This window comes from Gordonia heveisoli (assembly GCF_030315745.1).
Taxonomy (GTDB): domain Bacteria; phylum Actinomycetota; class Actinomycetes; order Mycobacteriales; family Mycobacteriaceae; genus Gordonia.
Window position 1 is genome coordinate 92,418 of the sequence record NZ_JASXSH010000004.1, and the last position, 24,898, is coordinate 117,315.

The 24,898-nt window shown below is 68.2% G+C and carries 24 protein-coding genes; 11 read left to right on the plus strand and 13 right to left on the minus strand.

Going from position 1 to position 24,898, the window contains the following annotated elements:
- Positions 1-64 precede the first annotated feature (64 nt).
- From QSJ18_RS04935 to QSJ18_RS04950, 4 genes are read left to right on the plus strand one after another with little or no spacing between them, the layout of a single operon-like run.
- A complete protein-coding gene (locus tag QSJ18_RS04935; protein ID WP_286325150.1) occupies positions 65-2,179 on the plus strand; it encodes a hypothetical protein in 2,115 nt (704 codons plus the stop codon).
- On the plus strand, positions 2,176-3,516 hold the full coding sequence (locus QSJ18_RS04940) for a hypothetical protein (protein ID WP_286325151.1): 1,341 nt from the start codon (positions 2,176-2,178) through the stop codon (positions 3,514-3,516). The genes QSJ18_RS04935 and QSJ18_RS04940 overlap by 4 nt, the downstream gene beginning before the upstream one ends.
- A complete protein-coding gene (locus tag QSJ18_RS04945) occupies positions 3,513-4,457 on the plus strand; it encodes a glycoside hydrolase family 16 protein (RefSeq protein ID WP_286325152.1) in 945 nt (314 codons plus the stop codon). Before QSJ18_RS04940 ends, QSJ18_RS04945 begins: the two co-directional genes overlap by 4 nt.
- Entirely contained in the window at positions 4,454-5,266 is an 813-nt protein-coding gene (locus QSJ18_RS04950) for a hypothetical protein (protein WP_286325153.1), read from the plus strand. The genes QSJ18_RS04945 and QSJ18_RS04950 overlap by 4 nt, the downstream gene beginning before the upstream one ends.
- A 19-nt stretch (positions 5,267-5,285) precedes the next feature.
- Here the strand turns inward: QSJ18_RS04950 and cds1 are convergent, their stop codons facing one another.
- Complete coding sequence (gene cds1 / locus QSJ18_RS04955; RefSeq protein WP_286325154.1) at positions 5,286-6,410, minus strand: L-cysteine desulfhydrase Cds1; 1,125 nt, start codon at positions 6,408-6,410, stop codon at positions 5,286-5,288.
- Between the two features lie 3 nt (positions 6,411-6,413).
- Complete coding sequence (locus QSJ18_RS04960) at positions 6,414-6,743, minus strand: DUF4229 domain-containing protein (RefSeq protein WP_286325155.1); 330 nt, start codon at positions 6,741-6,743, stop codon at positions 6,414-6,416.
- Positions 6,744-6,942: 199 nt separating this feature from the next.
- Between QSJ18_RS04960 and QSJ18_RS04965 the strand changes: the two genes are divergently transcribed.
- The 3 genes from QSJ18_RS04965 (at position 6,943) to QSJ18_RS04975 (ending at position 8,165) form a co-directional block, all read left to right on the plus strand.
- The gene (locus QSJ18_RS04965; RefSeq protein WP_286325156.1) at positions 6,943-7,170 is read left to right on the plus strand and encodes a BldC family transcriptional regulator; all 228 of its coding nucleotides are present in this window, start codon (positions 6,943-6,945) and stop codon (positions 7,168-7,170) included.
- A 66-nt stretch (positions 7,171-7,236) separates the two neighbouring features.
- Positions 7,237-7,455: a hypothetical protein gene (locus tag QSJ18_RS04970; protein ID WP_286325157.1), complete on the plus strand. Its 219-nt coding sequence runs from the start codon at positions 7,237-7,239 to the stop codon at positions 7,453-7,455.
- Between the two features lie 227 nt (positions 7,456-7,682).
- Positions 7,683-8,165 carry a helix-turn-helix domain-containing protein gene (locus QSJ18_RS04975; RefSeq protein WP_286325315.1) on the plus strand — a complete coding sequence of 161 codons (483 nt, stop codon included), beginning with the start codon at positions 7,683-7,685 and terminating at the stop codon, positions 8,163-8,165.
- Between the two features lie 16 nt (positions 8,166-8,181).
- Here QSJ18_RS04975 and ccsB read toward each other — a convergent pair whose 3' ends face one another.
- The 7 genes from ccsB to QSJ18_RS05010 form a co-directional block, all read right to left on the minus strand.
- Entirely contained in the window at positions 8,182-9,192 is a 1,011-nt protein-coding gene (ccsB, locus tag QSJ18_RS04980; protein WP_286325159.1) for a c-type cytochrome biogenesis protein CcsB, read from the minus strand.
- Between the two features lie 64 nt (positions 9,193-9,256).
- The gene (resB, locus tag QSJ18_RS04985) at positions 9,257-10,975 is read right to left on the minus strand and encodes a cytochrome c biogenesis protein ResB (RefSeq protein WP_286325160.1); all 1,719 of its coding nucleotides are present in this window, start codon (positions 10,973-10,975) and stop codon (positions 9,257-9,259) included.
- Entirely contained in the window at positions 10,972-11,796 is an 825-nt protein-coding gene (locus QSJ18_RS04990; RefSeq protein WP_286325161.1) for a cytochrome c biogenesis CcdA family protein, read from the minus strand. Before QSJ18_RS04990 ends, resB begins: the two co-directional genes overlap by 4 nt.
- Positions 11,793-12,446 (minus strand): TlpA family protein disulfide reductase, encoded by a 654-nt coding sequence (locus tag QSJ18_RS04995; RefSeq protein WP_286325316.1) that lies wholly within the window; start codon positions 12,444-12,446, stop codon positions 11,793-11,795. Before QSJ18_RS04995 ends, QSJ18_RS04990 begins: the two co-directional genes overlap by 4 nt.
- A 92-nt stretch (positions 12,447-12,538) precedes the next feature.
- Positions 12,539-13,165 carry a histidine phosphatase family protein gene (locus QSJ18_RS05000; protein WP_286325162.1) on the minus strand — a complete coding sequence of 209 codons (627 nt, stop codon included), beginning with the start codon at positions 13,163-13,165 and terminating at the stop codon, positions 12,539-12,541.
- Positions 13,165-14,523 carry a glutamate-1-semialdehyde 2,1-aminomutase gene (gene hemL, locus QSJ18_RS05005; RefSeq protein WP_286325163.1) on the minus strand — a complete coding sequence of 453 codons (1,359 nt, stop codon included), beginning with the start codon at positions 14,521-14,523 and terminating at the stop codon, positions 13,165-13,167. The genes QSJ18_RS05000 and hemL overlap by 1 nt, the downstream gene beginning before the upstream one ends.
- Positions 14,524-14,597: 74 nt before the next feature.
- Positions 14,598-15,494, minus strand: coding sequence for an SGNH/GDSL hydrolase family protein (locus tag QSJ18_RS05010; protein WP_286325164.1), 897 nt, complete (start codon positions 15,492-15,494; stop codon positions 14,598-14,600).
- Between the two features lie 149 nt (positions 15,495-15,643).
- On the opposite strand from QSJ18_RS05010, the gene QSJ18_RS05015 reads away from it, so the two are divergent.
- Positions 15,644-17,113 (plus strand): NAD-dependent succinate-semialdehyde dehydrogenase, encoded by a 1,470-nt coding sequence (locus QSJ18_RS05015; protein ID WP_286325317.1) that lies wholly within the window; start codon positions 15,644-15,646, stop codon positions 17,111-17,113.
- 89 nt (positions 17,114-17,202) lie between these two features.
- Positions 17,203-17,799, plus strand: coding sequence for a YdcF family protein (locus QSJ18_RS05020; RefSeq protein ID WP_286325165.1), 597 nt, complete (start codon positions 17,203-17,205; stop codon positions 17,797-17,799).
- A gap of 213 nt (positions 17,800-18,012) precedes the next feature.
- Here QSJ18_RS05020 and QSJ18_RS05025 read toward each other — a convergent pair whose 3' ends face one another.
- From QSJ18_RS05025 to QSJ18_RS05035, 3 genes are all read right to left on the minus strand, one after another.
- Positions 18,013-19,176 (minus strand): acyl-CoA dehydrogenase, encoded by a 1,164-nt coding sequence (locus tag QSJ18_RS05025; RefSeq protein WP_286325166.1) that lies wholly within the window; start codon positions 19,174-19,176, stop codon positions 18,013-18,015.
- 175 nt (positions 19,177-19,351) lie between these two features.
- Entirely contained in the window at positions 19,352-20,065 is a 714-nt protein-coding gene (locus QSJ18_RS05030) for a TetR/AcrR family transcriptional regulator (protein WP_286325167.1), read from the minus strand.
- A gap of 33 nt (positions 20,066-20,098) precedes the next feature.
- Complete coding sequence (locus tag QSJ18_RS05035; RefSeq protein ID WP_286325168.1) at positions 20,099-21,136, minus strand: hypothetical protein; 1,038 nt, start codon at positions 21,134-21,136, stop codon at positions 20,099-20,101.
- A 98-nt stretch (positions 21,137-21,234) separates the two neighbouring features.
- Here QSJ18_RS05035 and QSJ18_RS05040 point away from each other — a divergent pair, with 98 nt between their 5' ends.
- Complete coding sequence (locus QSJ18_RS05040; RefSeq protein ID WP_286325169.1) at positions 21,235-21,870, plus strand: TetR/AcrR family transcriptional regulator; 636 nt, start codon at positions 21,235-21,237, stop codon at positions 21,868-21,870.
- Positions 21,867-23,057 carry a hypothetical protein gene (locus tag QSJ18_RS05045; protein ID WP_286325170.1) on the plus strand — a complete coding sequence of 397 codons (1,191 nt, stop codon included), beginning with the start codon at positions 21,867-21,869 and terminating at the stop codon, positions 23,055-23,057. The genes QSJ18_RS05040 and QSJ18_RS05045 overlap by 4 nt, the downstream gene beginning before the upstream one ends.
- Positions 23,058-23,084: 27 nt before the next feature.
- Here the strand turns inward: QSJ18_RS05045 and QSJ18_RS05050 are convergent, their stop codons facing one another.
- Positions 23,085-24,770 (minus strand): AMP-binding protein, encoded by a 1,686-nt coding sequence (locus QSJ18_RS05050; RefSeq protein ID WP_462475987.1) that lies wholly within the window; start codon positions 24,768-24,770, stop codon positions 23,085-23,087.
- Positions 24,771-24,898: the final 128 nt, after the last annotated feature.

Here is a 24,898-nt window from a genome sequence, read left to right on the forward strand (position 1 = left end):
CGAACCCACCGAGATCGCCACCGCCCCAATCGAGTCCGCTGACCGGGAGTCCGGGGTGCGAGCGGTGATCGCCGGGTCCGCCGGCCTGCTCGCCCTGGCTTCGACGATCCCGGCGCTCCCACCGCTACTACGTCTGGCACTGCTGGCCCCGCTGGTGGTCGCCGGGCTGGGTGCCGCGGTCGCGCACTGGGTCGAGGTGCCCGCCCATCTGCGGCCCGCGGCCTATCCGGCCATCGGCCTGGCCGCACCGATCGCGCTGGCCACCTGCCTACTGTGGTTGCGCAGCTATTCGGCAGCCGCGGTGACCGTCACGCTCGCACTCGTGTGTCTGCTGTGCGCCGCAGCGCGCCTGCGCTCGGCGCCCGCGGCCGCGGCTGCGATCGCAGACACCCGCAACAGTCTCACCCGCACGGTGCGCACAGTGGCCGACAGCCTGCGCACGCGACGAACGGTGCCGGTCGTCGGGGCGCTGGCGATCTGGGCCGTCGGCCTCATCCTCGCCGCGGGTGAGACCGCGGGACTGTTCGGTCTGCTGGCCACCCCGGGCGGCATACTCATCGCCGTTGCGACCGTCGTCGTCGTGGTCTCCGTCCTGGCGAATGTCGTCGTCGGTGACGTCCCGGCGGCCACCGCCGGGGTGATCGCGACCATCGTGATCATCCGGTTGCCCGCGACCCTGCTGACCGACGCACCCATCTACGCGTGGACCTACAAACACATCGGTCTCGTCGACTACGTCCAGCAGACCGGCGCACTTCCCGCCTCCTACATCGACATCTACACACGCTGGCCGGGGTTCTTCGCCGGCGGCGCGTGGCTGAGTTCGTCGACCGGCATCGACCCCGTCGACGTCGCGCACTGGTTCGCCCCGGCGATCCACGCGCTCCTCGCGGCCGGGGTGTGGAGTCTGGCACGAGCGCTGTCGTTGAGTCCCCGCGCCGCGATCCTCGCGGTCGCGGTCGCCGAGATCGTCAACTGGGTCGGTCAGGACTACTACGCACCGCAGGCGGTGTGCCTGGTCCTCGCCGTGGCGACACTCGCACTGCTCGCCGACTCCCGTACCCACTCCGCCGCAGCACTTCTCGCGATCCCGGTCTTCGCGGCCATCGTCATCTCCCACCAGCTGACCCCCATCTGGGTGGTCGCCTGCGCCGTGCTGCTGACGCTGAGCAACCGGGTCCGCCCGCTGTGGCTGCCGATCGTCCTGATCGCGGTATGGGTGGCCTATGTCGTGCCCCGACTGTCCTCGGTCCTCAAATACGGGCTGTTCACCGGTTCCAATCCGGTCAAGAACGCGCAGACCAACATCGGGGCAGCGACCGGCGACTCGACGGCCCGCGCGCTGACCGAGGCGATCGACCGCGGGGTGGCGTTCGCCGTCTGGGGTGCCGCACTACTGGCGTTCGTCTACCTGTGGCGCATCGATCGGGCGCACTGGAGTCTCCCCATCGTCGCCTTCTCCCCGATCCTGCTGCTAGCCGGGCAGAGCTATGGCGGCGAGGCCATCTTCCGGGTGTACCTCTATTCGGTCATCGGGTGTGCGATCCTCATCGGTGCGGGCGTCACCGCCGCGCTGACCGGGGAGAAACCCGGCCACGACGTCGCCGACACGACACCCAGGCCATCCCGCATGCGTGCCCGGACGGCCCGACTCGGAGTGCTCGGTCTACTCCTCGCCTCGATGGCGGTCGGCGCACTACACGGCTACTACAGCGGCTGGGCCTACAACGTCATCACCCCGTCGCAGGTGGCGCTGAGCCGCCAGATGCTCGCCCAGGCACAGCCGTCGACGATCATCGTCCGGATGGCGCCTGCCGGCTGGCCGGAACGGCCCAGCGGCGACTACGTCCGGATCGCCGAGGCCAACCCCGGTTTCGACCGCCCGCTGGTGTTCCTGAAGAACTCCCTCTCCCGCGGCTTTCCCACCGAGGAGGACATCTCCTTCATGAACAACCTCGGCCGTATGAGCAGCGGCGGCTTCTACCTCGTGCTGCCGCGCCAGATCTCCACCTACAGCGACTATTTCGGATACTTTCGCCCACACGCGATCGAATCGCTGATCGCGCGCCTGGACCGCGAGCCACGGTGGCGGCGTGCCCCCGGCGACGACGACACGATCATCTTCGAGTACGTCCGCGACAGTCGCCCGGCAACCGCCGATGACGGCGGTAGCCGATGAGCACCAGCACATTTCGACCGACCTGGCTGGACCTGGCCCGCGGCGACTCCCGGGTCGTCATCGGCATGGGCCCCTGCCGCGTACCGGCCGGCCCCGACCTGGCCGCCGATCTGTTCCGGTTGGCCCGGATCTCGACCGGCAACCGACTGGCGGTGCGGCGGGTGCCGCACGTACGGCACTGGCGGGTGGATCCCGATCGGCTGATCGACGCCGTCACCGACTTCGCGGTGGCCTTCCCCGGGTCCGACCATCTGAGCCTGCGCGAGAAGGTCACCCTGCTGCACAACAGCACCCCGACACCGGACGGTCTGCGCATCTACACCACCGGCGACCAACTGATCACCGACATCCCGCATGCCGTCTTCGACGGGGTGATGATCGTGCAGTTGTGGTTGTACCTGACCAGGTGGCGACCCGGCATGACCCCGGCCTGGGCGCAGGCTCCCCTGCTGCGGCCGCACCTGGCGTGGGCGCTGACCCGGCATCTCGCACTCGACCCACGACGGCTGGCCGCCATCGCGCGCACCGGTCGTCCGGCCGGCTCGGCCGCGGGTACCCCCGCGCCGATTCCCTCGACCACCGCTTCGCCGGTGGCCCAGCTGGCGACCCGGTCGGCCACCCTCGACCCGGCCGGGCTCGCCGGACTGCGGAACTGGCGAACCGAATCCGCTCCGGACACCACCATGGCGGTCATCCTGATGACCGTCCTCACCCGGGCACTCACCGAGGCGGGCGTCCAGCTGGCCCCGCGCGTGCACGTCGTGGTGGATGGGCGCCGCTACGACCGGCGTCTCGGCGCCCATCTCGGCAACGCCGCAGTCGGACTGAATCTCGAATTCGCCCGTGCCGCACCGCCCCAGGACCTGCAACGCGAACTCGGCCGAGCTGTCGCCGCCGGCCGCCCGCTGGCCGCGATGCTGGCGATCTCCTTCGGTCAGTTCATGTCCCGGCATCGCACGCAGGAACCGAGTGCGGTCGCCTCCGCCGTGACCGAATCCGACGGCGCGGTGGCGTCGTTCAGCCATCTTCTCGGCCTCGACACCATGCCCGACGGGGATTGGCTCGGCGGCTTCGACCGCCACGAACTCATCGGCATCACCGAACCGATGGGCCAGGACGGGATCGCCTTCCTGATGCTCAAGATGCGCGACCGCTATGACCTGTCGGCCTCTTTCCGCCCCGGCGAACATGACGCAGGCGCCATCGAAGCCGCCCTCGACCGGGCAACCCGCCATCCGGTCGAACTTCTCGCACCAGGACTCCCCGCCGTCCCCGGCCCAGATCGCGAGCCGACCGGGGACTTCGCGCTTCCCGAAAACACAGGGGGAACACAGTGATTCGCAATGTACTGACACGACCATTCGCCGCAATCGCACGCGTACCGACTCGTCTACGCCACTATCTGACCGCGCTCGTCGTCACCCCGAACGGCCGTCCACGTCCGGCCGGGGCGGTGATCTTCGTCTGTCTGGCAGTGACCTTCCTGGTGGTGTGCACCTCGCTCGACGCCGCGGCGCGCGGACGCGAACAGTCCGACGACTTCACCCGGTTACGCTCCGACCTCGGGCTGGTCGCCTCCGACGACTTCAGCGGACCGGCCGGCCACCTACCGTCGGGCACCATGTGGAACATCCGTACCGGGGGTGGCGGCTGGGGTAACGACGAACAGCAGATCTACACCGCCGCAACGGATAACATCGCCACCGACGGTCGCGGCAATCTGGTGATCACGGCCCGCCGCAGCGGCTCCACGATCACCTCGGCCCGGATCGACACCCTCGGAAAGCTGGACGCGTCGACCGGCCTGATCGCCGTGCGTGCCAAGCTGCCACAGGGGGCCGGGCTACACCCGGGGATCTGGATGCTCGGCTCGTCGATCGACGTCGTCGGCTATCCCGAGGCCGGTGAGATCGACCTGTTCGAACAGGTCAACAACCATGCGTCGGCGACTGTGGGCGCTCTCGGCCCGCGCACCGACCTCGGGATCAAGACACCGTGGAAAGTCCAGGTGCAGCCACCCACCGAAACCCTCGCCGACCCCGACGGATTCCACACCTACTGGGTCAACCGCTCACCTGGGCGGATCGAATTCGGGATCGACGGCAAGAGGGTGATGACGTTGACGCCCAAGGACCTTCCGCGCTCCTCGGTGTGGGTCTTCGACGACCCGTTCTTCGTGGTGCTCAACCTCGCGGCCGGCGGTGAATGGCCGGGTCCGCTGGACCCGTCGTCGCTGCCGGCGTCGATGCTCGTCGACTGGGTGCGGGTGTACGCATGAACCGCCCGAACGCCTTAGGCACGCTGCTGATCCTGTGGTGCGCGGTCCTGTCGGCTGTCACCGCCACACTCACCGGATGTTCGGCTCCCCCGGCACCGTCGGGTCTCTCGGCCGGGATCGTCCGCGAACCACTCGGGCCCGATATGCGCGCCTACCGGCAGGAGGACCTCAAACCCGTCGCCCTGATGGTGTGGTTCCACGGGATGGACTCCGACGGCACCGAATTCGAGTTCGACCCGCGGCAGAAGCATTTCGCCGAACCTTTCCTGCGCAGCGGCTGGATCGTCGTCTCCGCATCGGCCGGTGGTAACTCCTTCGGCAACGACGCCGCGATGGCCACCTACCGCACCCTCGTCGACAACGCCCACGCCCGCTACGGTGCCGCATTGCCGACACTGTTCGCCAGCGAGTCGATGGGGTCGGTCGCGGCGATCCGACTGGCCGCCGAACCGCGGTACGCGCCGCGGGCCGGTGTCGTCGGCGTCTCGCCGCTGACCGGCATCCCGGACACGCTACGCAGCGTCGATTTCATCGCAGGAGCCTGGGACGGACCGGTACCTGCCCGCGCCGACCCGCTCAGCTATGCGCCGAACCGCTTCGCCCACCATAGATTTCGCTTCTACTACTCCCCGGCGGACACGGTGGTGCCGACCGGGGCCAATGCGCGAGCCTTCGCCATCCGGGTGGGAAAGTTCGCCGACGTGGGGATCGTCGAATGCCGCGGCGACCACGCCGACCCCACCTGCTATCAGGGCGAGGACGCACTCACCTTCGCCCGCCGGGGACTACTTCCGCCGCAGGCGGGCTGACCGCGACCCGCGGTCGGCGTCAAACCGACCAGGCACCGGTGTCGAAGAATGCGTCGAGAACACCTCGGGCCGGGGCCAGGTCGAACTCGTTGGACGCCAGCCAGCCGTCGTCGAAATAGGTCGTCTCGTAGCGATCACCCGAATCACAGAGCAGGGTGACCACACTGCCCGCATGACGCTGCTCGACCATCTCGGCGACCAGACCGAAGGCCGCCCACAGGTTGGTGCCGGTGGATGCGCCGATGCGACGGCCGAGCCGCTCGCTGACCACCCGGGCGGTGGCGATCGACGCTTCGTCCGGTACCCCGACCATCCGGTCGATCACCTGGGAGACGAACGACGGTTCGACCCGCGGCCGCCCGATGCCCTCGATGCGCGATCCGGTGTCCGCGGTCAGGGTGCCGTCACCCGACTCGAACGCGGGCAGGAACACCGAGTTCTCCGGATCGACGACGCACAGCCAGGTCGGGTGCCGCCGGTAACGCAGATACCGGCCCAGCGTCGCCGATGTGCCGCCGGTACCCGCCCCGACCACGATCCAGGTGGGCACCGGATGATCCTCCTGCGCCAGCTGCGCGAAGATCGATTCGGCGATGTTGTTGTTGCCACGCCAGTCGGTGGCCCGCTCGGCCATCGTGAACTGGTCGATGAAATGCCCGCCCAGCTCGGCTTCGAGGCGTTGCGCCTCGTCATAGACATCACCGGCGCGTTGCACGAAATGGCAGCGGCCACCCTGGCGTTCGATGAGGGCGGTCTTCGCCGGTGACGTGCTGGCCGTCATGACCGCGACGAACGGCACCCCGATGAGTTTCGCGAAGTACGCCTCGCTGACGGCGGTGGACCCCGACGACGCCTCGATCACCGTGGTGTCCGGACCGATCCACCCGTTGCAGATGGCGTAGAGAAACAGCGAGCGCGCCAGCCGATGCTTCAGGGATCCGGTCGGATGCGTGCTCTCGTCCTTGAGATAGAGATCGACTCCCCGCGCGTTCCCCGCCTCATCCGTCCAGCGAGACCAGTCCGGTAGTTCGACCCGCAGGAGATGGGTGTCGGCACTGCGCAGTCCGTCGGCCTCGATGAGCCGCACCGCATTCTCCGACCACGACCGATCGGCCCGGCGGTCGACGCTGCGCGTGGGCTTCACGCGCTACTTCTGTCCGCGCAGCCGCGCCTGCAGGTCTCCCTGGCGGGCCCGCCGTTCACCTTCGACGGCGGCGATCTGCCGGTTCACCCGCAACCGGAGCGGCTTGAAGGCGACCATGCCCAACGGGAGGGCGATCAGCACACCGAAGACGGCGGCCACGAACAGCGGGACGTCGACGTCGACGAGCCTGCCGACCCCCATGATGATCGCCGCGACGACCACGACGAGGGCGAGGCGTGCCGCGGTGTAGGCCGCGATCGCCAACAGCAGGGGGCCGGTACCCACCCGCTCGGTACTGTCTGTCGGACGGCTCTGTTCCTGCTCGGCACTCACGTCTGCCAGCCTACTGCCCGGCGCGACCCGACAACCATCGGCCGCGAATGATGGTCGATTCTGCGCATTCGTCCGCTTTGCCTGTTCTTTACCTTCTGCTGAAGGTTCGAGTACCCGAGGGTGCGGCGTGTATTCATGAATCACTCGATCCATGTCTTGCCCATTCCACCAGGAGCGGGCTGCAGTGAGAGGAAACGCCGTGACCACTATTGAGACCGCAACGTCGCCGGCATCGTTCATCACCCCCGGGATGGCCAGCCAGCACACGCTGACCCCCGGACAGGTCGCCGCCATGTTCAATGTGAACCCCAAGACGGTCGCCCGCTGGGCCAGCTCCGGCATCCTCGGCTCCATCCGGACGCCGGGCGGTCACCGCCGCTTCCGCGAGGAGGACGTCGTCGCCCTCCTCAATCACCGCACCAACTGATCGACCGGCGCCCCACGCCCACACCTTCGACCAGCCACTCACGTACGCTGGTGTCCGGAGGTTGCCATGACGTATCTGCTCGCCGCTATCGGTGTCATCGCCGTCACATTCTTGCTGTGGCGTGCCTTCGGCCCGCAGCACGACTCGTCGTCGGCGTCCCCATCACGCAACAGCCGTAATCGAGGCCCGTCCGGACCGGTCGGCCCCGACGACGATCCGGATTTTCTGCGGGATCTCGACAATCGCACCCGCGGCCCCAACGGCACCGATTCCGACGAATCCTGACACCGATTTCCCTCCCCATTGTTGTTGGGGATATTCGGGTTTCGATCGCGCCCCGTTCTCAAATCATTCCGCACGGTCCGCAGAAGTGACTCGCCAGTAATATCTGCACAATGTCCACTTTCGCCGAATGCGTTGCGGAACACCCCATTTGGGTCAAGTGACCCAGAAGCCAGCGTACCCCTACGTAGGGTAATGTTCGGGCGATATCCGATCAGGGGGTGCACGGATTGAATCCGGGACGAGTGGGACGTAAGGCCGAAGACGATCTCACCTTCGCCGACAAATTGGGTGACCTCTTCGAGCACACCCGAGATGAGAACGGTGTTCGCTACACGGGAAAGAAGATCGCCGAGAAGGCCAACGCCCTCGGCTATTCGCTCTCCGACGCCTATATTTCGCAGCTCCGCACCGGCAAGGCGCGGACACCGTCATTCCGCACGGTCGAGGCCATCGCCCGCGCATTCGACGTCAGCGTCACATACTTCCTGTCCAATCCCGACGAGGATCTCGAACGCGTCCGCCAGCAACAGGAGTACGTCGATCTGCTGGCGGTCACCGGCACACATCTGTCCGGCGTCGACCTCAGCGCACTGTGCCCGGACACCATCGACGTGCTGATCGACCTGCTCAAGGTCGTCAAGACGCAGCTGATCACGGCTGAGCGTCAGGCCGCCCCGTCGGGTGTCTCGACAACGCGACCCGAGGCCTGAGGGCAGGAGTGCGTGTCTACAGGCCCGCGTAGGAATGCAGGCCGGACACCACCAGATTGATGATGAACAGGTTGAACAGCAGCGCCACGAATCCGGCGACGTTGATCCAGACCGCGGCCACGTTGCGCCAGCCCGCGGTGGCACGGGCGTGCAGGTAGGCCGCGTAGATCACCCACGCGATGAAGGACACGGTCTCCTTGGGATCCCAGCCCCAGAACCGGCCCCAGGCCGCTTCCGCCCAGATGGCACCGCAGATGACGCCCAGACCGAACAGCGGGAAACCGAACACCACGCATTTGTAGGCGAGCCGGTCCAGCGACTGGGCGGTCGGGATGTGCGCGACGATCCGGCGCAGTGCGGCACCGACCCCACCCTCGGACTCGACCGCGGCATCGTCGGCGGGAGTCCCCCAACGCATCTTGACGAGGTAGAGGACGCTCGCCACACCAGACACCAACAGCACACCCGAACTGATCGAGATGATCGAGACGTGAATGGCCAGCCAGTACGACTTCAGTGCGGGCACCACCGGCGCGGCCTGCGTATACAGCCACCGGCCGGCGATGAACATCAGCAGGGTCGCGGGCAGGAGCACGAAGGACAGCAGTGGCCGGTGCTCGGGCTTGCGCAGCACCACCAGGCCGGCGAGTACACACGCCGCGCAGGTGAGCGAGATGAACTCGTACATGTTGCCCCAGGGCGCCCGCTCGGTGGCCAGCCCGCGGGTGATGATCGACGCGACATGCGCCAGGAAACCGACGATGACGACCGGGTAGGCCATCCCGCCGAGCTTCTCACCGAGGCCCCGGCGCTGCGGGCCGGACACCCGACCCGGGGTGCGAACAGCCTCGGCGGTGGTGGTCGACGCGCCGCCGACGGCCGCACCGACGAGCTCCCGGCTCTCCATCCGCCGGGTGCGCACGGCGGCCAGCGACCAGAGGAACAGGACCATCGCCAGCACATAGACGGTGATCGCCGTTCCGAACAACAGGTCGGAATACCGTGCCAGCGTCTCGTCGACGTTCATCGAAATGTCCTCTCCTGGCTGTTCTCGCCTACGAACAGCCGGTTACCACGCGGTGTGGATCTCGCTAGAGCCGACCGCGGCGCGGTCGCTTTCCGGTGTCGTCGGAGCCATCGACCGCCAGCAACGCGGCAACCTGCTCGTCGAACCCTTCGCCCCAGCCGGCCTGATCCGTACGGGCCAGCCCGGCAACTTCTACTACAGTACGTCGTTTGTCGGCGTCCGTACCCGCTGCACCGGCGGCAGCCGACGACGCGACGGGCACCAGCCGCGCCCAGATCCGCCGCCGGCGCACGAGCAGGGACACCAGCAGCCCACCGAGCATCGTGATCGCCGAGACCAGCACCCAGGTCTGCGCCGGGTCATGCGACACCTGCACCGACACCCAACGCTGATACCCGTCGAAGCGGACGGTCACCCCGTCACCGAGATCGTGGGTCTGCCCGACCGTCAGATTCACCCGGGCCACCTGCCGCAACCGGTTCTGCTCGATGAGCTGACGGTCCAGCGAGTAGGCGTTCTGCGGCTTACCGGTGTCGAGGCCGGTGTCGCCGCGGTAGATGTCGATCGCCACGAACGGATTGTCGGGGGTCGCCGAGGCCGACGTCAGCAGTGATCCGTGGAAGCGGCCGTCGGGTGCGAACAGGCCCTGCAGCGCGATCTGGTTCTTGCGGCGCACATCCTCGTCGGGGTACAGCCCGGCCGGGGTGTCGAAACGCGCGGCCCCCGACGACAGCATGGTCGCCGTCTCCTCCGGGATGAACGGCACGGTCTGGGTACGGGTCTTGCCGTTGGGGAAGGTCACCGTGAACGTCGGCGCGAAACCGTTGCCGAGCACGTAGACGCGGTCACCGGCGATCCGTAGCGGCTCGTTGACCTTGACCGAGGTGATCTTCCAGTCCCGCGGGTCACCGGCCCGCGGTCCCTCGACGTAGCGGACGGTGGCGTCGTACATATCCGGCTGCCCGCTCGGCAGGAAGGTCGCCGAGAAATTGTCGATCCGGATGCAGAACGGTGACAGGTCGGTGCCGTCGACGAGACTGCCCGCCCGGAACGAGTCGTAGACCGCGGTCGAGTTGTTGCACAGTCCCTGCCGGCCGTCGGCGACCAGCGTGCGGGTGCCCTCGTAGCCGTAGAGCTTGCCGACCGCGATCGCCACCAGCAGTGCCAGCAACGCGAAATGGAAGACGAGGTTGCCGAACTCGCGCAGGTACCCCTTCTCCGCGGAGACCTCGACGACCCCGTCCGGATACTTATCACTCGCCGGATGCACCACGACCTGGCGACGCCAGCCGCGCAGCCGCCCGTTGATGCGTTCGGCGACCTCGTCGGGGGAACCCTCGACGGTCTCGGACACGTGGCGCGGCAGGCGTGCAAGATTGCGCGGCGCGGCCACCGGCTTAGCACGCAGGCTGTGGAAATGCTCGATCATCCGCGGGGTCAGGCAACCGACCAGCGACACGAACAGCAGGACGTAGATCGCGGTGAACCAGGTGCTGCCGAAGACGTCGAACATCTGCAGCCGGTCCATCAGCGTCCCGACGGCACCGTGATCGTCGATGTACTGCGCGGTCTTCTGCTCGTTGAGGTCGCGCTGCGGCAGCAGGGCACCCGGGATCGCGGCCAGCGCCAGCAGGAACAGCAGCATCAGCGCCGTGCGCATCGAGGTCAGCGACCGCCACAGGTTGCGCACCGGCCACCACAGTCGCCGCAGCGCCCAATGCGGCCGGCGCGGACCCGACGGCGGCGTCGGGGTCTGCGGATCGTCGGTCAGGGTGTCGGTCATATCGGGAGCTCCACATCGCTGATGAACGCCCGCTGGATCCACAGGGTGAACTCCGCCCACATGCCGGTGATCAGCGCGATGCCCACGGCGATCAGCATGACGCCACCGAAGATCTGGATGGCCCGCGAGTTGCGGCGCAGCCAGCCGAGGCTGCGCAGTGCCCACGCCGAGGAGAAGGCCAGGATGACGAACGGGATACCCAGCCCGATGCAGTAGGCGACGATCAGGGTCACACCCTTGGCGGCGGTCATGCCGTCGGTGCCGTACGCCGTCGCGGTCACACCGACCAGCGTCGGTCCCAGACACGGCGTCCAGCCGAGCGCGAAGACACCACCGAGCAGGGGCGCACCGACGATGCTGGAGACCTTCGCGGGCGAGAAACGTACCTCACGCTGCATCATCGGGACCAGCCCGATGAACACCAGCCCCATCACGATGGTGACGACACCGCCGATGCGTTGCAGCAGATCGTTGTTGACGCGCAGCGAGGTGCTGACCCCGAAGACGGTGGCGGTCGCGGCCACGAAGACCGCGGTGAACCCAAGAACGAACAGTCCCGCGGCCAGCGCCACCCGGGATCGGCCACGTTTGGCGTCCTCGCCGACCGTCACCGCGGGAGCTTCGGCGCCGACCAGCCCGGCCAGATAGGACAGATAGCCGGGCACCAACGGCACCACACAGGGGGACGCGAAAGAGACGAGTCCGGCGAGCACGCAGGCGGCCAGCGCGAGCAGGAGCGGACCGCTGATCACGGTCTCCTGAAAGGTGTCGCCGATGGCGGCCTGGGGCTGGGCGGCGATCATCGCCAGACTGGTGGTCATCGAGGCGCAATCTCCGGCGCAGAAGGGATGGGCGCAGAAGGGATGGGCGCAGAAGGGGTGGGCGCTGCCGGTGGCGCCTCGGCGGCGACCTCGGCTACCTTCGCGGCCAGGTCGTCGGCGTGGATGGGTTTGATGAACACGACGGCCGGGCGGTGGCTGCGGTCGAGGATGACCGTGGTCGGCACCACCGGCGCCGGGATGCCCAGGTCACGCAGCGTCGCGCCGTCCGGGTCGTAGATCGTCGGGTAGGTGATGCGGCGGTCCCCCACGAAGTCGCGGGCGCTGTCGCGGTCGTCGCGCAGGTTGATCCCGAGGAATGCCACCCCGGACGACGCGGTCTGCTGGAAAACCTGTTCGAGGTCGTCGGCCTCGGATCGGCACGGGCCACACCACGACGCCCACACGTTGACGACCATCACCTTGCCCGCGAACCGGGGATCGGCGACCGACAGCGGTCCGCCGGTCTGCAGGTCCTCACCCGCGAGCGGGCCGATGGGTTTGCGTTCGTCGGCGGAGTAGTCGATGACGGTTTTGCCGCCCGGCGAGACGAACTGGAAGGTGTCCCCCTGCACCACGGCGTCGTCACCGGTGCTGCATCCGGTCAGCGCGAGGAGTCCCACGACGACGAATGCCGCCGCCACACCGCGCAGCCACCCGGCACCCGGGGTCGAGCGCAGTGCGCCACGGCTTCGTCGCCGTCGCGCCCGGACCTCTGTACAACCCACCGCCGTCACTCGCCCGATCAGGCTCCCGTGGCGAGCGGGTCGGATGCGCCCGCGGGTTCGGAGTAGATGATGTCCACGAGTGCGTCGTCGTCGTAGACGAGGCTCGTCAGCGACGCCAGCGAGCACTGGCGGCGACGCGGATCGTGCCACAACCGCTGACCTTCGAGGAACCGGCGCAGCGTGTACACCGGCAGTTGGTGGCTGACACAGACCGCCTCGTGTCCGCGCGCGGCGTCGCGGGCCTTGTTCGCCGCGGCCAGCATGCGATGCGCGAGCTGGATGTAGGGCTCACCCCAGGACGGGGTGAACGGGTCACGCAGCTTCGGCCAGTGCCGTGGCTTCGACAGCGCACCGTCACCGACCGACACCCTCAGTCCCTCGAAGACGTTGTCGGCCTCGATGAGGTCGTCGTTGGTGAGGATCGACAGGTCGTGAGCTGCCGCGATCGGGGTCGCGGTCTCCTGCGCACGCTGCAGCGGCGACGCGAAGACGGCGGTCACGTCGTGATCGGCGAGCGTGTCGGCGACTGTCTGCGCCTGCCCCCGGCCGATGTCGGACAGCCGGAATCCGGGCAGGCGGCCGTAGAGGATGCCCTCGGGATTGTGCACCTCACCATGGCGCATCATGTGGACGATCGTGTGCATCAGTCGGTCTCCCCCGGTTGACTGCGGTCTGACTGGTCGGGGTGCGGGGCACGGGCGGCCGCCTCCGCGGCCGCGGGCAGCGCCTCCGCGATCTGGGAGAAAGCATCCTCGTCCAGGGCCGCAGAGACAAACCACGCCTCGAAGGCGCTCGGCGGCGCGTACACCCCACGTTCGAGTAACGCATGGAAGAACGGCGCGAAACGCCAGGTCTCGGTGGCCGACACCCCGGCGTAGTCGACGATCGGGGTGTCGGGCGCGGAGGTGAAGAACACACTCAGCAGGTTGCCCGCGAACTGCACCCGATGCCCGACCCCGGCCGCGGTGAGCGCCTCGGTGAACAGTGCGCCCAGTCTCTTCGCGTTGGCGTCGAGGGTGGCGTAGACGTCGACGTCGGCGTGGCGCAGCGTGGCCAGGCCGGCCGCGACGGCGACCGGATTCCCCGACAAGGTGCCCGCCTGGTAGACCGGGCCGGTCGGTGCCAGCCGTTCCATCACCTCGGCGCGACCGCCGAAGGCGGCGGCGGGCAGCCCACCGCTCATCACCTTGCCGAAGGTGTACAGATCCGCGCCGACACCTTCGAGTCCGTACCAGCCGCTGGGGCTGACCCGGAATCCGGTCATGACCTCGTCGATGATCAGCAACGCGCCGTGGCGTCGGGTCAGTTCCCGCAGGCCGGCGTTGAAGCCGTCATGGGGTGCGACGGCCCCCATGTTGCCCGCGGCCGCCTCGGTGATGACCGCGGCGATCTCGTGTCCGTACTCCTCGAAGGCCTTGGCGACGGCCTTGAGGTCGTTGTAGGGCAGCACGACGGTGTCGTGCGCGGCGGCGCCGGTCACGCCCGGCGAGGTCGGCAGACCCAGAGTCGCGACACCCGAACCGGCCGCGGCCAGCAGGGCGTCGACGTGACCGTGGTAGCAGCCGGCGAATTTGATGATCTTGGATCGTCCGGTGAACCCGCGGGCCAGCCGGATCGCCGACATGGTGGCCTCGGTCCCGGAGTTGACCAGCCGCACCCGCTCGACCGGATCGACCCGGCCGATGATCTCCTCGGCCAATTCGATCTCGGCTTCGGTGGGTGCGCCGAAGGACAGACCGCTGGTCGCAGCACGCTGCACGGCCTCGACGACGGCCGGGTGCGCATGCCCCAGGATCATCGGCCCCCAGGAACAGACCAGGTCGACGTAGGTCTGGCCGTCCGCGTCGTGCAGTCGGCAGCCCTGTGCGCTGGTGATGAAGCGGGGTGTACCGCCGACTGCGGAGAACGCCCGGACCGGCGAATTGACGCCTCCGGGGGTGACCTGGGCGGCCCGCGCGAAGAGCGCGGCGGACTTCTCGGCGGTGTCAGGGGATCCGGTCACGGCCTCCAGTGTTCCAAATGGCACTCGGTGACCCAAATCGTCGCCGGTCAGATGCGGTGTGGTGGGCTCGAGGACTACCGCGAGAGGTGTTCGACGACCTGTTCGGCCATCGCCGCCTGCCCCGCGACATTCGGATGTACGGCACCCACACCCGAGGTCGTCATCGGTTCGATCCACCGGATTTCGGGGCCCGCGCACGCGTCGTGGCCGTCGGAGACCGCCGACATGTCGACGAAGGTGGCGCCGGTGTCGGCGGCCGCGCGCGCCACCGCGTCGTTGAGCGTGCGCTGCAGGTCCCGCAGGTAGGGCACATCCCCGGCGGCGACCTGCATCGTCGGGTAGCAGCCGACGGTCGCGGGCAGGATCCACGGGTACCCGACGATGAGTACGCGGGCGGCCGGCGCCCTGCGCCGGATCTCCCGCAGCGCGGCCTGCAGGCTGGGCAGCGTCTTCGACGCGATCGGCGCGAACAGCGTCCGGCCGTACTTGTCGCGGCACGGCGAGCCGGTGGGATCGTCGGGGGCCACCGCCCGGCAGGCCCGGATCGCACCCCCATAGGTGTCGTTGTCGTTGCCGCCGATGAGCAGGGTGACGATGTCGGTGCCGGAGTTCAGCGCGTCGAACTGGGCGGGTACGCCTTCGTATTGCGGCGCGCGCAGGTCGTCGGTGTCGGCGCCGGCGCAGCTGACGTCGGTGAGGTGCAGCCCCTTCTCGGTGGCCACCACATGGGCGAAGTTCACCGACGACCGTTGGCACAGGAACGGCGACCCCGCCACCAGCGGGTGGGTCCCGGTCCCCGACGAATAGCTGTCGCCGAGATTCACATAGTCGACCCCCGGGGCGACGGACGTCGGTGAAGCCGCGGTGCCCGTGGATGGGGGCGACGCGGTGTCGGAGTCGGCGCAGCCCGCCAGCAGTCCGACGACGCACAGTGCCGCCGACAGGCCGAGGGTGAGGCGCGAACCGATCACGCGGCTCAGCCTACGGGACCCGAGATCGGGGCAGACTGGGAATGTCGGGGCACGAATACGAGCGACAACCCTCAGGAGTGGATCGTCTGATGAGTGCAAGCGAGCAGTCTGACCAGCGGGAAAGCGAACAGTCTGAGCAGCGTGATGGTGTGGACGGCACCACCGTTCTCGATCCGCAGGCTGTTCTGGACGGGGTGCCGACCGGACTGTGGATCGGCGGACGGTCGGTGCCCGCACGCTCGGGACGGACCTTTCCCGTCTACGACCCGGCCACCGAGCAGGAACTGACTTCCGTCGCCGACGCGGGGACCGACGACGCGCTGGCTGCTCTCGACGCGGCCACCGCGGTGGCAGGCGAGTGGGCCGACACCGCGCCTCGGGAACGTGGCGAGATCCTGCGGCGTACCTTCGAACTGCTCACCGACCGCGCCGACGATCTCGCGATGCTGATGACTCTGGAACTCGGCCGGGCACTCCCCGACTCGGTCGCCGAGACGAAGTACGGCACCGAGTTCCTGCGCTGGTTCGCCGAGGAGGCGGTCCGCATCGGCGGCCGGACCACCACGGCTCCGGCGGGTAACGGCCGGATCCTGGTCAGTCGCGCGCCGGTCGGGCCGTCGCTGGCGATCACGCCGTGGAACTTCCCGTTGGCGATGGGCACCCGCAAGATCGGTCCGGCACTGGCGGCAGGCAACGTCATGCTGGTCAAACCGGCGCGGGAGACCCCGTTGACGATGCTCGCGCTCGCCGAGACCTTCGCCGAGGCGGGGTTGCCGCCCGGTGTGCTGTCGGTGCTGCCGACCAGTGACAGCCGCGGGGTGGCCACCGCGATCATCACCGACGACCGCATCCGCAAGATCAGCTTCACCGGGTCGACGCCGGTCGGCCGCGGGCTGCTCGCACAGGCATCCGAGCGGGTACAGCGCACGTCGATGGAGCTCGGCGGCAACGCCCCCTTCGTCGTCTTCGACGACGCCGACGTCGACGCCGCGGTCGCGGGCGCCTTCCTGGCGAAGATGCGCAACGGCGGCGAGGCGTGCACCGCGGCGAATCGTTTCCTGGTGCAGGACGGGGTCGTCGAGGAGTTCACCGCCAAGCTCACCGAGCGGATGTCTGCGGTGCGAATGGGTCCGGGTTATGCCGAGGGCGTGACACTCGGGCCGCTGGTCAACGCCGATCAGCGGGATAAGGTCGCGCAGATCGTCGACGACGCCGTCGCCGCAGGCGCCCGGCTGCGACTGGGTGGCCAACGGCCCGATGGCCCTGGATTCTTCTACCCGGCAACCGTTCTCGATCAGGTCGCCGCCGACGCCGAGGTGACACGTGGCGAGATCTTCGGTCCGGTGGCGGTGATCAGCCCGTTCGCCACCGAGGATGACGCGATCGCAGCGGCGAATTCGACCGAATTCGGCCTGGCCGCCTACTTCTACAGCCGCGACATCGACCGCTGCCTCCGGGTGGCCGACCGGCTCGATTCCGGGATGGTCGGGGTCAACCGTGGTGTGATCTCCGATGCCGCAGCCCCTTTCGGCGGGGTGAAACAGTCGGGCATCGGCCGGGAGGGCGGTTCCGAGGGCATCGAGGAGTACCTGTCGGTCAAGTACATCGCGCTGACCTGAACGGGCCGTCCCACCTGCCTGTTACTGAAGTGACAGGTGTTACCACATTGCAACCCACAGATCGGACACCGGCCCGTAGACTCGCGGCCATGCGTGTACGAAAACTGGTCTCCTCCCTGGCAATTGGTACCGCGGTGGCCACCAGCGCCGGCATGGTCGCCGCACCGCCGGCCGACGCCGCCCCCGTCGCGGGCAGCAGCATGGACTTCGGCAGCGTCGAACTCAATCCGGGAGAGTTGTTGACACCCAACAGCATCTTCCTGTGGCAGAGTCCCCCGACGCGCTACATCGTCGTCCTGGGCGCCAAGATGGGCACCTTCGGGCAGACGCCGGGCATCCTCAATCAGCGCCTCGACGTCGCCTCCCGCCTGGCCAAACAGCATCCGTTCAACCGAGTCGTGGTCTCCGGTGGCGACACCTGGTGGCTGCCGGTCTCCGAGGCCCAGTTCATGAACCTCGGCCTGATCCGGCGCGGAATCCCGGTGTGGCAGATGCTGAATGAGGGTCGCTCGACGAGCACCGTGCAGAACGCCACCTACACCGTCGGCATGCTCAAGGCCCTCGGCGCCAGCGGCGCGATCATCGTCACCAACGGTTTCCACATGGGCCGGGCGATGAAGAACTTCCGCGACGCGGCCAAGAAGCAGCATGTGCGGCTGGACTTCCGGCCGGCGTACGCGGGCTGACCCTCCCCGACAATCCACCCACCGGCACAACCGTTCGGCACGGTTGACGGCGCCGGTCAGCGATGCGACGTCGTCCATACCCGATCCGACACGGGGCCGCCGAAACCGGTTCCATCCTGCGCCACAACGTAATTCACCCCACCTGTCGCCGCCCGCCCGACGCATGACGCGGGTGGATGACGACCGATGGGGTGAATCGGGTTCAGGCGCAGATCAGCGCAGCAACGCGCGGCTCATGACGACGCGCTGGATCTGGTTGGTGCCCTCGTAGATCTGGGTGATCTTGGCGTCGCGCATCATGCGCTCGACCGGGAAGTCGCGGGTGTAGCCCGCGCCACCGAAGAGCTGTACGGCGTCGGTGGTGACCTCCATGGCGACGTCGGAGGCGAAGCACTTCGAGGCCGAGCTGATGAAGCCCAGGTTCTTCTCGCCACGCTCGGCGCGGGCGGCCGAGGTGTAGACCATCAGGCGGGCGGCCTCGACCTTCATCGCCATGTCGGCGATCATGAACTCGACGCCCTGGAAGCTGCTGATCGGCTTGCCGAACTGCTTGCGGTCCTTGACGTAGGCGATGGCCTTGTCGAGGGCGCCCTGCGCGATGCCGACCGCCTGCGCACCGATGGTCGGGCGGGTGTGGTCGAGGGTCTGCAGCGCGGTCTTGAAGCCGGTGCCCTCGTCGCCGATGATGCGGTCGAGCGGGATGGTGCAGTCCTCGAAGTACAGCTCGGCGGTGGGCGAACCCTTGATGCCCAGCTTCTTCTCCAGCGGGCCGACGGTGAAGCCGGGGTCGTCTTTGTGCACCATGAACGCGGAGATGCCGTTGGCCTTCTTCTCCGGGTCGGTCACGGCCATCACGGTGTACCAGCTCGACTTGCCACCGTTGGTGATCCAGCACTTGGAGCCGTTGAGCACCCAGTTGTTCCCGTCCTTGCGGGCGCGGGTCTTCATGCCTGCGGCGTCGGAGCCCGCCTCACGCTCGGATAGCGCGTAGGAGGCCATCGCCTCACCGGACGCGATCGAGGGCAGCACCTGCTTCTTGAGCTCGTCGGAGCCGTTGAGGATCAGGCCCATGGTGCCCAGCTTGTTGACGGCCGGGATCAGCGACGACGAGGCACACACGCGGGCGACCTCTTCGATGACGATGCAGGCGGCGACCGAGTCGGCTCCCTGACCGTCGTACTCCTCGGGCACATGGATGGCGTTGAAGCCCGACGCGACCAGGGCGTCGAGGGCCTCTTGCGGGAAGCGGGCGTTCTCGTCGACGTCGGCGGCGTGCGGCTCGATTTCCTTCTCCGACAGCGCACGGATCGCCTCGCGCAGCGCGACGTGCTCCTCGGGGAGCTCAAATACGTTGAAGTCGGGATTTCCGAAACCCATGAGACAGCTCCTGCAGTAGTCAACGGCACGGCACTGCGTGCCAAACATTGGATATGACCAGTTCACCACGGCACTGCGTGCCAAGTCAATCGTTCAGGACGATTCTTATTGTCCCCGCCTGGCGCGTCTCCCGTCCGATTTCGTCGTACCAACCTGCGCATTGCGCGGCTTCGTACTAGGAAATCGGCGGGTCGGCGGCCAATTGGCGGGTGAGTTGGTCGGCGATGTCGGCCGGCGGCGTACCGACCGGGTAGGTGACGACGGTGACCACGTGATCGCTCCCGGTTCGCGGCTCTATCGCAGCGGGCACCGTTGCCGAACCGGCACCGAGTGCCGCATGCACACGGGCCAGTTCCGATCGCAACCGTTCCAGGGTGGCACCCGCGTCGCCGCGGATCATCCGGCGCAGCAGGTAATTGTGGGTGCCGGTGACGGCCGCGGCGTAGGTGACCAGATGCACCGGCGGCTCATCGGGGCGGCGCGCGCGCAGAAAATCCTCGAACAGCCGCTGGTAGCGGTAGGTGGTCACCAGTTCACGGTCACGCAGTGCGGGTACCTCCTGAACGACGCCGATGCGTCGCACAGCCAGGTCACGGCTACCGAGAAAATGGCCGAACACAATCTCGGCCGCCGCACAGACGGTCAGCCACGGGTCGTCGGACAGCGGGTCGGAGGCGGTCAGAAAATCGTCGACCTCGGTCAGTAACGACTCGTGGTCGGCGAAGATGACATCCTCTTTGGACCGGAACTGCCGGAACAGGGTGCGCCGCGAGACGCCCGCAGCGGCGGCGATCTGCTCCACCGTCGTCGACTCGTATCCGTTGTCGGTGAACAGCCGGATGGACTCCGCGACGACGCGCGTCCGGAACTCCGAGTCACCCAGTGCCATACGCCCAGTATCACCGCCCGCCGGCGAAATCGCCTAGACCGACATCGCCACACTCGGCGATCCGGCACCCGAGCGCGCCGCCCGCGCCAGGCCGGCGAAGTACAGCGCCAGACCACCGGCGAGCCAGCAGATCAGCACGATCAAGGCATGCACGCCGCCGTGGCCGTCGAAGAATGCGACCGATCGCAGCAGCGAACCCGTCGCACCCGGCGGGAGCAGCTGCCCGATGTAGCCCCACGGCGTTGGCAGCATCTCCGGGGCGCTCGCCAGCCCCGACAACGGGTTGCCGAGGAAGATCAGCGCGATCGCCGCGATCCCCAACCCGGCGAAACCGAAGAACTCCCGCAGGCCCAGGACCCCCATCGCGGTCGCCGCGATACCGAGCATCGCCGCCAGCGATGTCAGCCAGTAGTTGCCGTCGAAGGTGCCGAGGCCGAATTGGATGACCGCGACCAAGGCGAACCCGCCGATCACCGCGAAGGCACCGACCGCGATCAGGCGGTTCCGCGACGACGAGATGAGCTGCATGATCAGCACCGCCGCGATCCATCCACCGAGCGCGAGAGGGAGCGCGCCTGCCGACAGCCCGGCACCGCGCGGGTCATTGTCGGGGAAGGCGCGCACATCGGTGACCTGAACCGGAACATTCTGCGCGGCAGCGATTTTCGTACCGATCTGCCCGATCGTCTGCGCGACGGTGGCGCTGGCAGCAGTAGCCACGTAGGTGTGCAGCCCATCCGGCCCGACGACCAGCGCACCGTAGATCTCGCGGTCGGTGATCGCCTGGCGCGCAGCGGCGGCGTCGTCGTAGCGCGTGACGTCGAATCCGTCGAGCCCGGCCTCGATCTGGGCGGCCGCGGCCGGCGGGGCGACGATACCCAGCCCGACTCCATGCGGACCCGACTTCACCGCAGGTAGCGCGAAGGCGGTCAGCATCAGGGCCAGGAGCACCGTCAGCCCGGCGACGACGAGGACGACCTTGCGCCCCTCCGTGCCGGGATCGGCGGGTGCGGCCGTCGGGGTCGGAGTGGTGCCGTCGGCCTCGGCGCGGACATTCGGATTCGCTGTCACCGGAACTCCCTAGGATACGAACTGTTTCTTATACGGAGAGGGTAGCCTTGGACTGAAAGGAACGCAACGTTTCTTATTGGTACGACTCGGGAGACGTAGTGACGACAACACGACGCCGCGGCGCCGAACTCGAACGCGCCCTGCTCGACGCGATCTCCGCCGAAGTCGACGAGCGCGGTTTTGCGGGGATCACCTTCGAGGGTGTCGCCGCCCGCGCAGGCACCAGCAAACCCGTCCTCTACCGCCGCTGGCCGACGAAAGCGCAGATGGTGCTAGCCGCCTTCACCGAGACGGTGCGCACCCGTCTCGCCACGCTGTCCGCGCTCCCCGGCACCGGGGCCTTGCGCACCGACATCACCGCACTGCTGAGCACCCTGCGCACACTGATCACCGCCGACAACCGGCGCATCCTGCTCTGGGTCATCGCCGAACTCGAAACCGACGCCGCCGCCCCGCTGTTGACCTTGATCCTGGAACGGACCGAGGACGTCGTGGCGCCGATCCTGGCGCGGGCCGTCGCCCGCGGCGAACTCGGTCCCCATCCGATCCCCGTCAAGGTCCTCGGGCTGCCGATCACCCTGGCACGCCACGACCTCGTCGTCCGCGGCGAACTGTCCGACGAGCAGATCGCCACCCAGGTCGACGAGATCACCGTGCCCCTCTGGCGCGCCTACAGCCAGGGCATCGTGACCGGGTCCGAACCCACGTCGAGCGGCTCCGAGCCGACCCCATGATCGCGCGGCGCGACGGGGACCGGGACGTCCAGCCAACGTCGGCCCCGACCACCACGACGCTGCCCGGCGGCGGCATCCGGGTCACGACGACGCTGACCGACGACGTGGTATCCGCACTGGGACGTGCGGACTTCTACGCCAAACGAATCCTCTGGCTGCTCGTACCCGTGATCGTCGGGGTGCCCGCGATCCTCGCGGCACTCGGGCGCACCGACGACGGCCCGCGCGCGATCATCACCTCGCTGCTGACCGGTCTCCTGTTCTCCGGTGCGGTCGGCGCACTCTTCGTCGCGCTCCTCCTACGCTCGGCGGCACCCGACCACCAGCGGCGACTGACACCACCGGGGACCCAGATGTACGCCGACTTCACCCCGGACTGGATCGGTCTCGGCCGAACCGACAGCCACACCGTCGTCGCCCGCGAGTTGATCGTCGGGGTCCGCGAGGTGAGCACGGCACTGCTCGTACGGACCTCCGCACATCAGAATCTGCTGATCCCCGACGCTCTGGTGCCTGCCGCGATCCGCGATGATCTGCTCGCCCGACCGCGCCGCCGACGCCGGGGTGCGGTCTGGCCGAGGGCCGACGCCCCGACATCCGCACCGCCGGAACCGGCCGCCTACACCGGCGCCCCGCCCACACCGAAATCGGATGCGCCACCGTATCCACCACGGACCGCGCACACCGTGGCGAGCGCCGACGACTCGCTGCCGACACGGTTGTCGCGTGCCGTACGGTCGACGACGGCAGCCCGGGTAGCGGCGATCACCGCGATTCCGTTCCTCATCGCCGTCACCGCCCTCGCCTGGGGCACCGACAACGCACCCGCACAACAGGTGTGGACGGTCGCGGTGGTCGCGGCATGTGCGGGCACCGTCGGCTACCTGATCTGGATTCGCACCCCGGCCGCCTACGCGGCCGCCGCACCCCCGGGAGCACCACTGGCCGCCGACTTCGGCCCCGAATGGATCACATTGCGGCTCGGTGGATACGTCGAATCACGTTCGCGCGCAAGCATTTGGCGTGTCCGCCCCGGCCACGCAGCACTGTCGGTCACCAGCCTGTCCCCGCCCGGCGGGACCCTGATCCCCGACGAACTCGTGCCCGCCGAGATCAGCGTCGACCTGCAGCGCCGTCACAGTTCCCGACGACGACGGCGAGCACTCGCGCGCGGCGCCACACCGTGACCCGAACGCGGTGCGGCCGCAGCCGATTCAGTCGTTGGTCGCCTGCTGGCGCAGTTCGAACTTGAGCACCTTGCCGGTCGGGGTGCGCGGCAGATCCTCGGCGAAGACGATGTCGCGGGGAACCTTGTAGCCGGCCAACAACTTCCGCGCGTGGGCAATCAGCTCGTCGGCCGTCAGCGACTGCCCGCTCTGCAACAGGACGTATGCACGCGGACGCTCCCCCCACTTCTCGTCCGGCACACCGATGACCGCGACATCGAGGACTGCGTCGTGGCTGACCAGCGCCTGCTCGACCTCGACGGTGGAGATGTTCTCACCGCCCGAGATGATGATGTCCTTGGCCCGGTCCTTGAGCTGGATGTAGCCGTCAGGATGCATGACACCGAGGTCGCCGGTGTGAAACCAGCCGCCCGCGAAGGCTTCCCGGGTCGCGTCCGGATCCTTGAAATAGCCGGCCATCACGTTGTTGCCACGCAGCACGATCTCGCCCATCGCCTCGCCGTCGGGAACGACGTCGACCAGTTCACCCGCCTCGGCGCGGTCGCGGTCGACCACGCGCGCATTCTCGGCCTGCACCATGCCGACACCCTGCCGGGACAGCTTGGCGGCCCGCTCGGTCGGGGACAACTCATCCCACGCCGACTGATATTCGCAGATCGTGTACGGACCGTAGACCTCGGTCAGCCCGTACACGTGTACGACCGTCACGCCGAGCGCCGACAACTGGCCGATCACCGTCGGCGACGGCGGCGCACCCGCCGTGGTGATGTGCAGCGGACGGTCGAGACGGTGCGCGGCCGGGGCACCGGCGATGGTCGTACAGACCGTCGGCGCACCGCACATGTGGGTGGCCCCCAGCTCGTCGATGGCCGACCAGATGGCGTCGGCGCGAACCGCACGCAGGCAGATGTGCGTGGCCGACGCATGGGTGACCGCCCACGGCGTGCACCATCCGTTGCAGTGGAACATCGGCAGCGTCCACAGATACCGGCTGGCGCCGGTGAACTGATTGTGGAAGGTCTCGCCGAAGGAGTTCAGATACGCCCCGCGGTGGGTGTACATGACGCCCTTGGGTTTTCCCGTCGTACCGGAGGTGTAGTTGATGGTGATGACGCGATTCTCGTCGTCTACGGTCCACGGCAACGGCGTCGGATCGAGCGTGTCGGCGAAGGCCAGATAGTCGGCGTAGGCGTGCAATCCGTCGATCACCGCGGGCGCCTCGCCGGGGCCCGGCCCGAACTCGGGATCGGTGATCTCGATGACATCGCGCAACGCGGGGACATCGGCGACGATGTCGGCGACGGTGGAGCGGAACTCCGCGTCGGCGAAGAGCACCGTCGACTCCGAATGGTTGAGGATGTAGCTGAGTTCGGGGCCGGCCAGCCGGGAGTTGAGCGCGACGAGCACCCCGCCGGCCAGCGGCACCGCGTAGTGCGCGATGAGCAACTCCGGCAGATTGGGGGCGAGGAAGGCCACCCGGTCACCGTCGGCGATCCGGCTCTTCAGCACCCGGGCCAGACGCTGCGTCTCGTCGGCGAACTCGGCGTAACTGTAGCGGCGTTTCCCGTAGATGATGGCGTCGCGGTCACCGAACACGGTCGAGGCACGGTCGAGGAAACGTAGCGGGCTCATCTCCGAGCGATTGGCTCCGGCCAGGCCGGTACCAGTGAGATCGATGCCGACGGCGGGGGTCGGGGTCGAGACTGTCGACATGGATGCCTTCTCGGGTCGGGGCCGGGTGGTGTCGGCCGTCGTGGGGGCAGGACGCAGTCCGCGCCCGGCACTGTGACCGGAGGCGGCTTTGGCGCCCATCAATGGTAGAGATCACAATCACCGGTCCG

Excerpts from the sequence above, each read along its gene's own strand:
- QSJ18_RS05050 (WP_462475987.1), bottom strand. The coding sequence starts at position 24,770 with ATGTCGACAGTCTCGACCCCGACCCCCGCCGTCGGCATCGATCTCACT.
- QSJ18_RS04990 (WP_286325161.1), bottom strand. The coding sequence starts at position 11,796 with ATGACCACCAGTCTGGCGATGATCGCCGCCCAGCCCCAGGCCGCCATC.
- resB (WP_286325160.1), bottom strand. The coding sequence starts at position 10,975 with ATGACCGACACCCTGACCGACGATCCGCAGACCCCGACGCCGCCGTCG.
- QSJ18_RS05020 (WP_286325165.1), top strand. The coding sequence starts at position 17,203 with ATGCGTGTACGAAAACTGGTCTCCTCCCTGGCAATTGGTACCGCGGTG.
- QSJ18_RS05045 (WP_286325170.1), top strand. The coding sequence starts at position 21,867 with ATGATCGCGCGGCGCGACGGGGACCGGGACGTCCAGCCAACGTCGGCC.
- QSJ18_RS04970 (WP_286325157.1), top strand. The coding sequence starts at position 7,237 with ATGACGTATCTGCTCGCCGCTATCGGTGTCATCGCCGTCACATTCTTG.
- QSJ18_RS04940 (WP_286325151.1), top strand. The coding sequence starts at position 2,176 with ATGAGCACCAGCACATTTCGACCGACCTGGCTGGACCTGGCCCGCGGC.
- QSJ18_RS05000 (WP_286325162.1), bottom strand. The coding sequence starts at position 13,165 with ATGCACACGATCGTCCACATGATGCGCCATGGTGAGGTGCACAATCCC.
- QSJ18_RS04950 (WP_286325153.1), top strand. The coding sequence starts at position 4,454 with ATGAACCGCCCGAACGCCTTAGGCACGCTGCTGATCCTGTGGTGCGCG.
- QSJ18_RS05030 (WP_286325167.1), bottom strand. The coding sequence starts at position 20,065 with ATGGCACTGGGTGACTCGGAGTTCCGGACGCGCGTCGTCGCGGAGTCC.
- ccsB (WP_286325159.1), bottom strand. The coding sequence starts at position 9,192 with ATGAACGTCGACGAGACGCTGGCACGGTATTCCGACCTGTTGTTCGGA.
- QSJ18_RS05025 (WP_286325166.1), bottom strand. The coding sequence starts at position 19,176 with ATGGGTTTCGGAAATCCCGACTTCAACGTATTTGAGCTCCCCGAGGAG.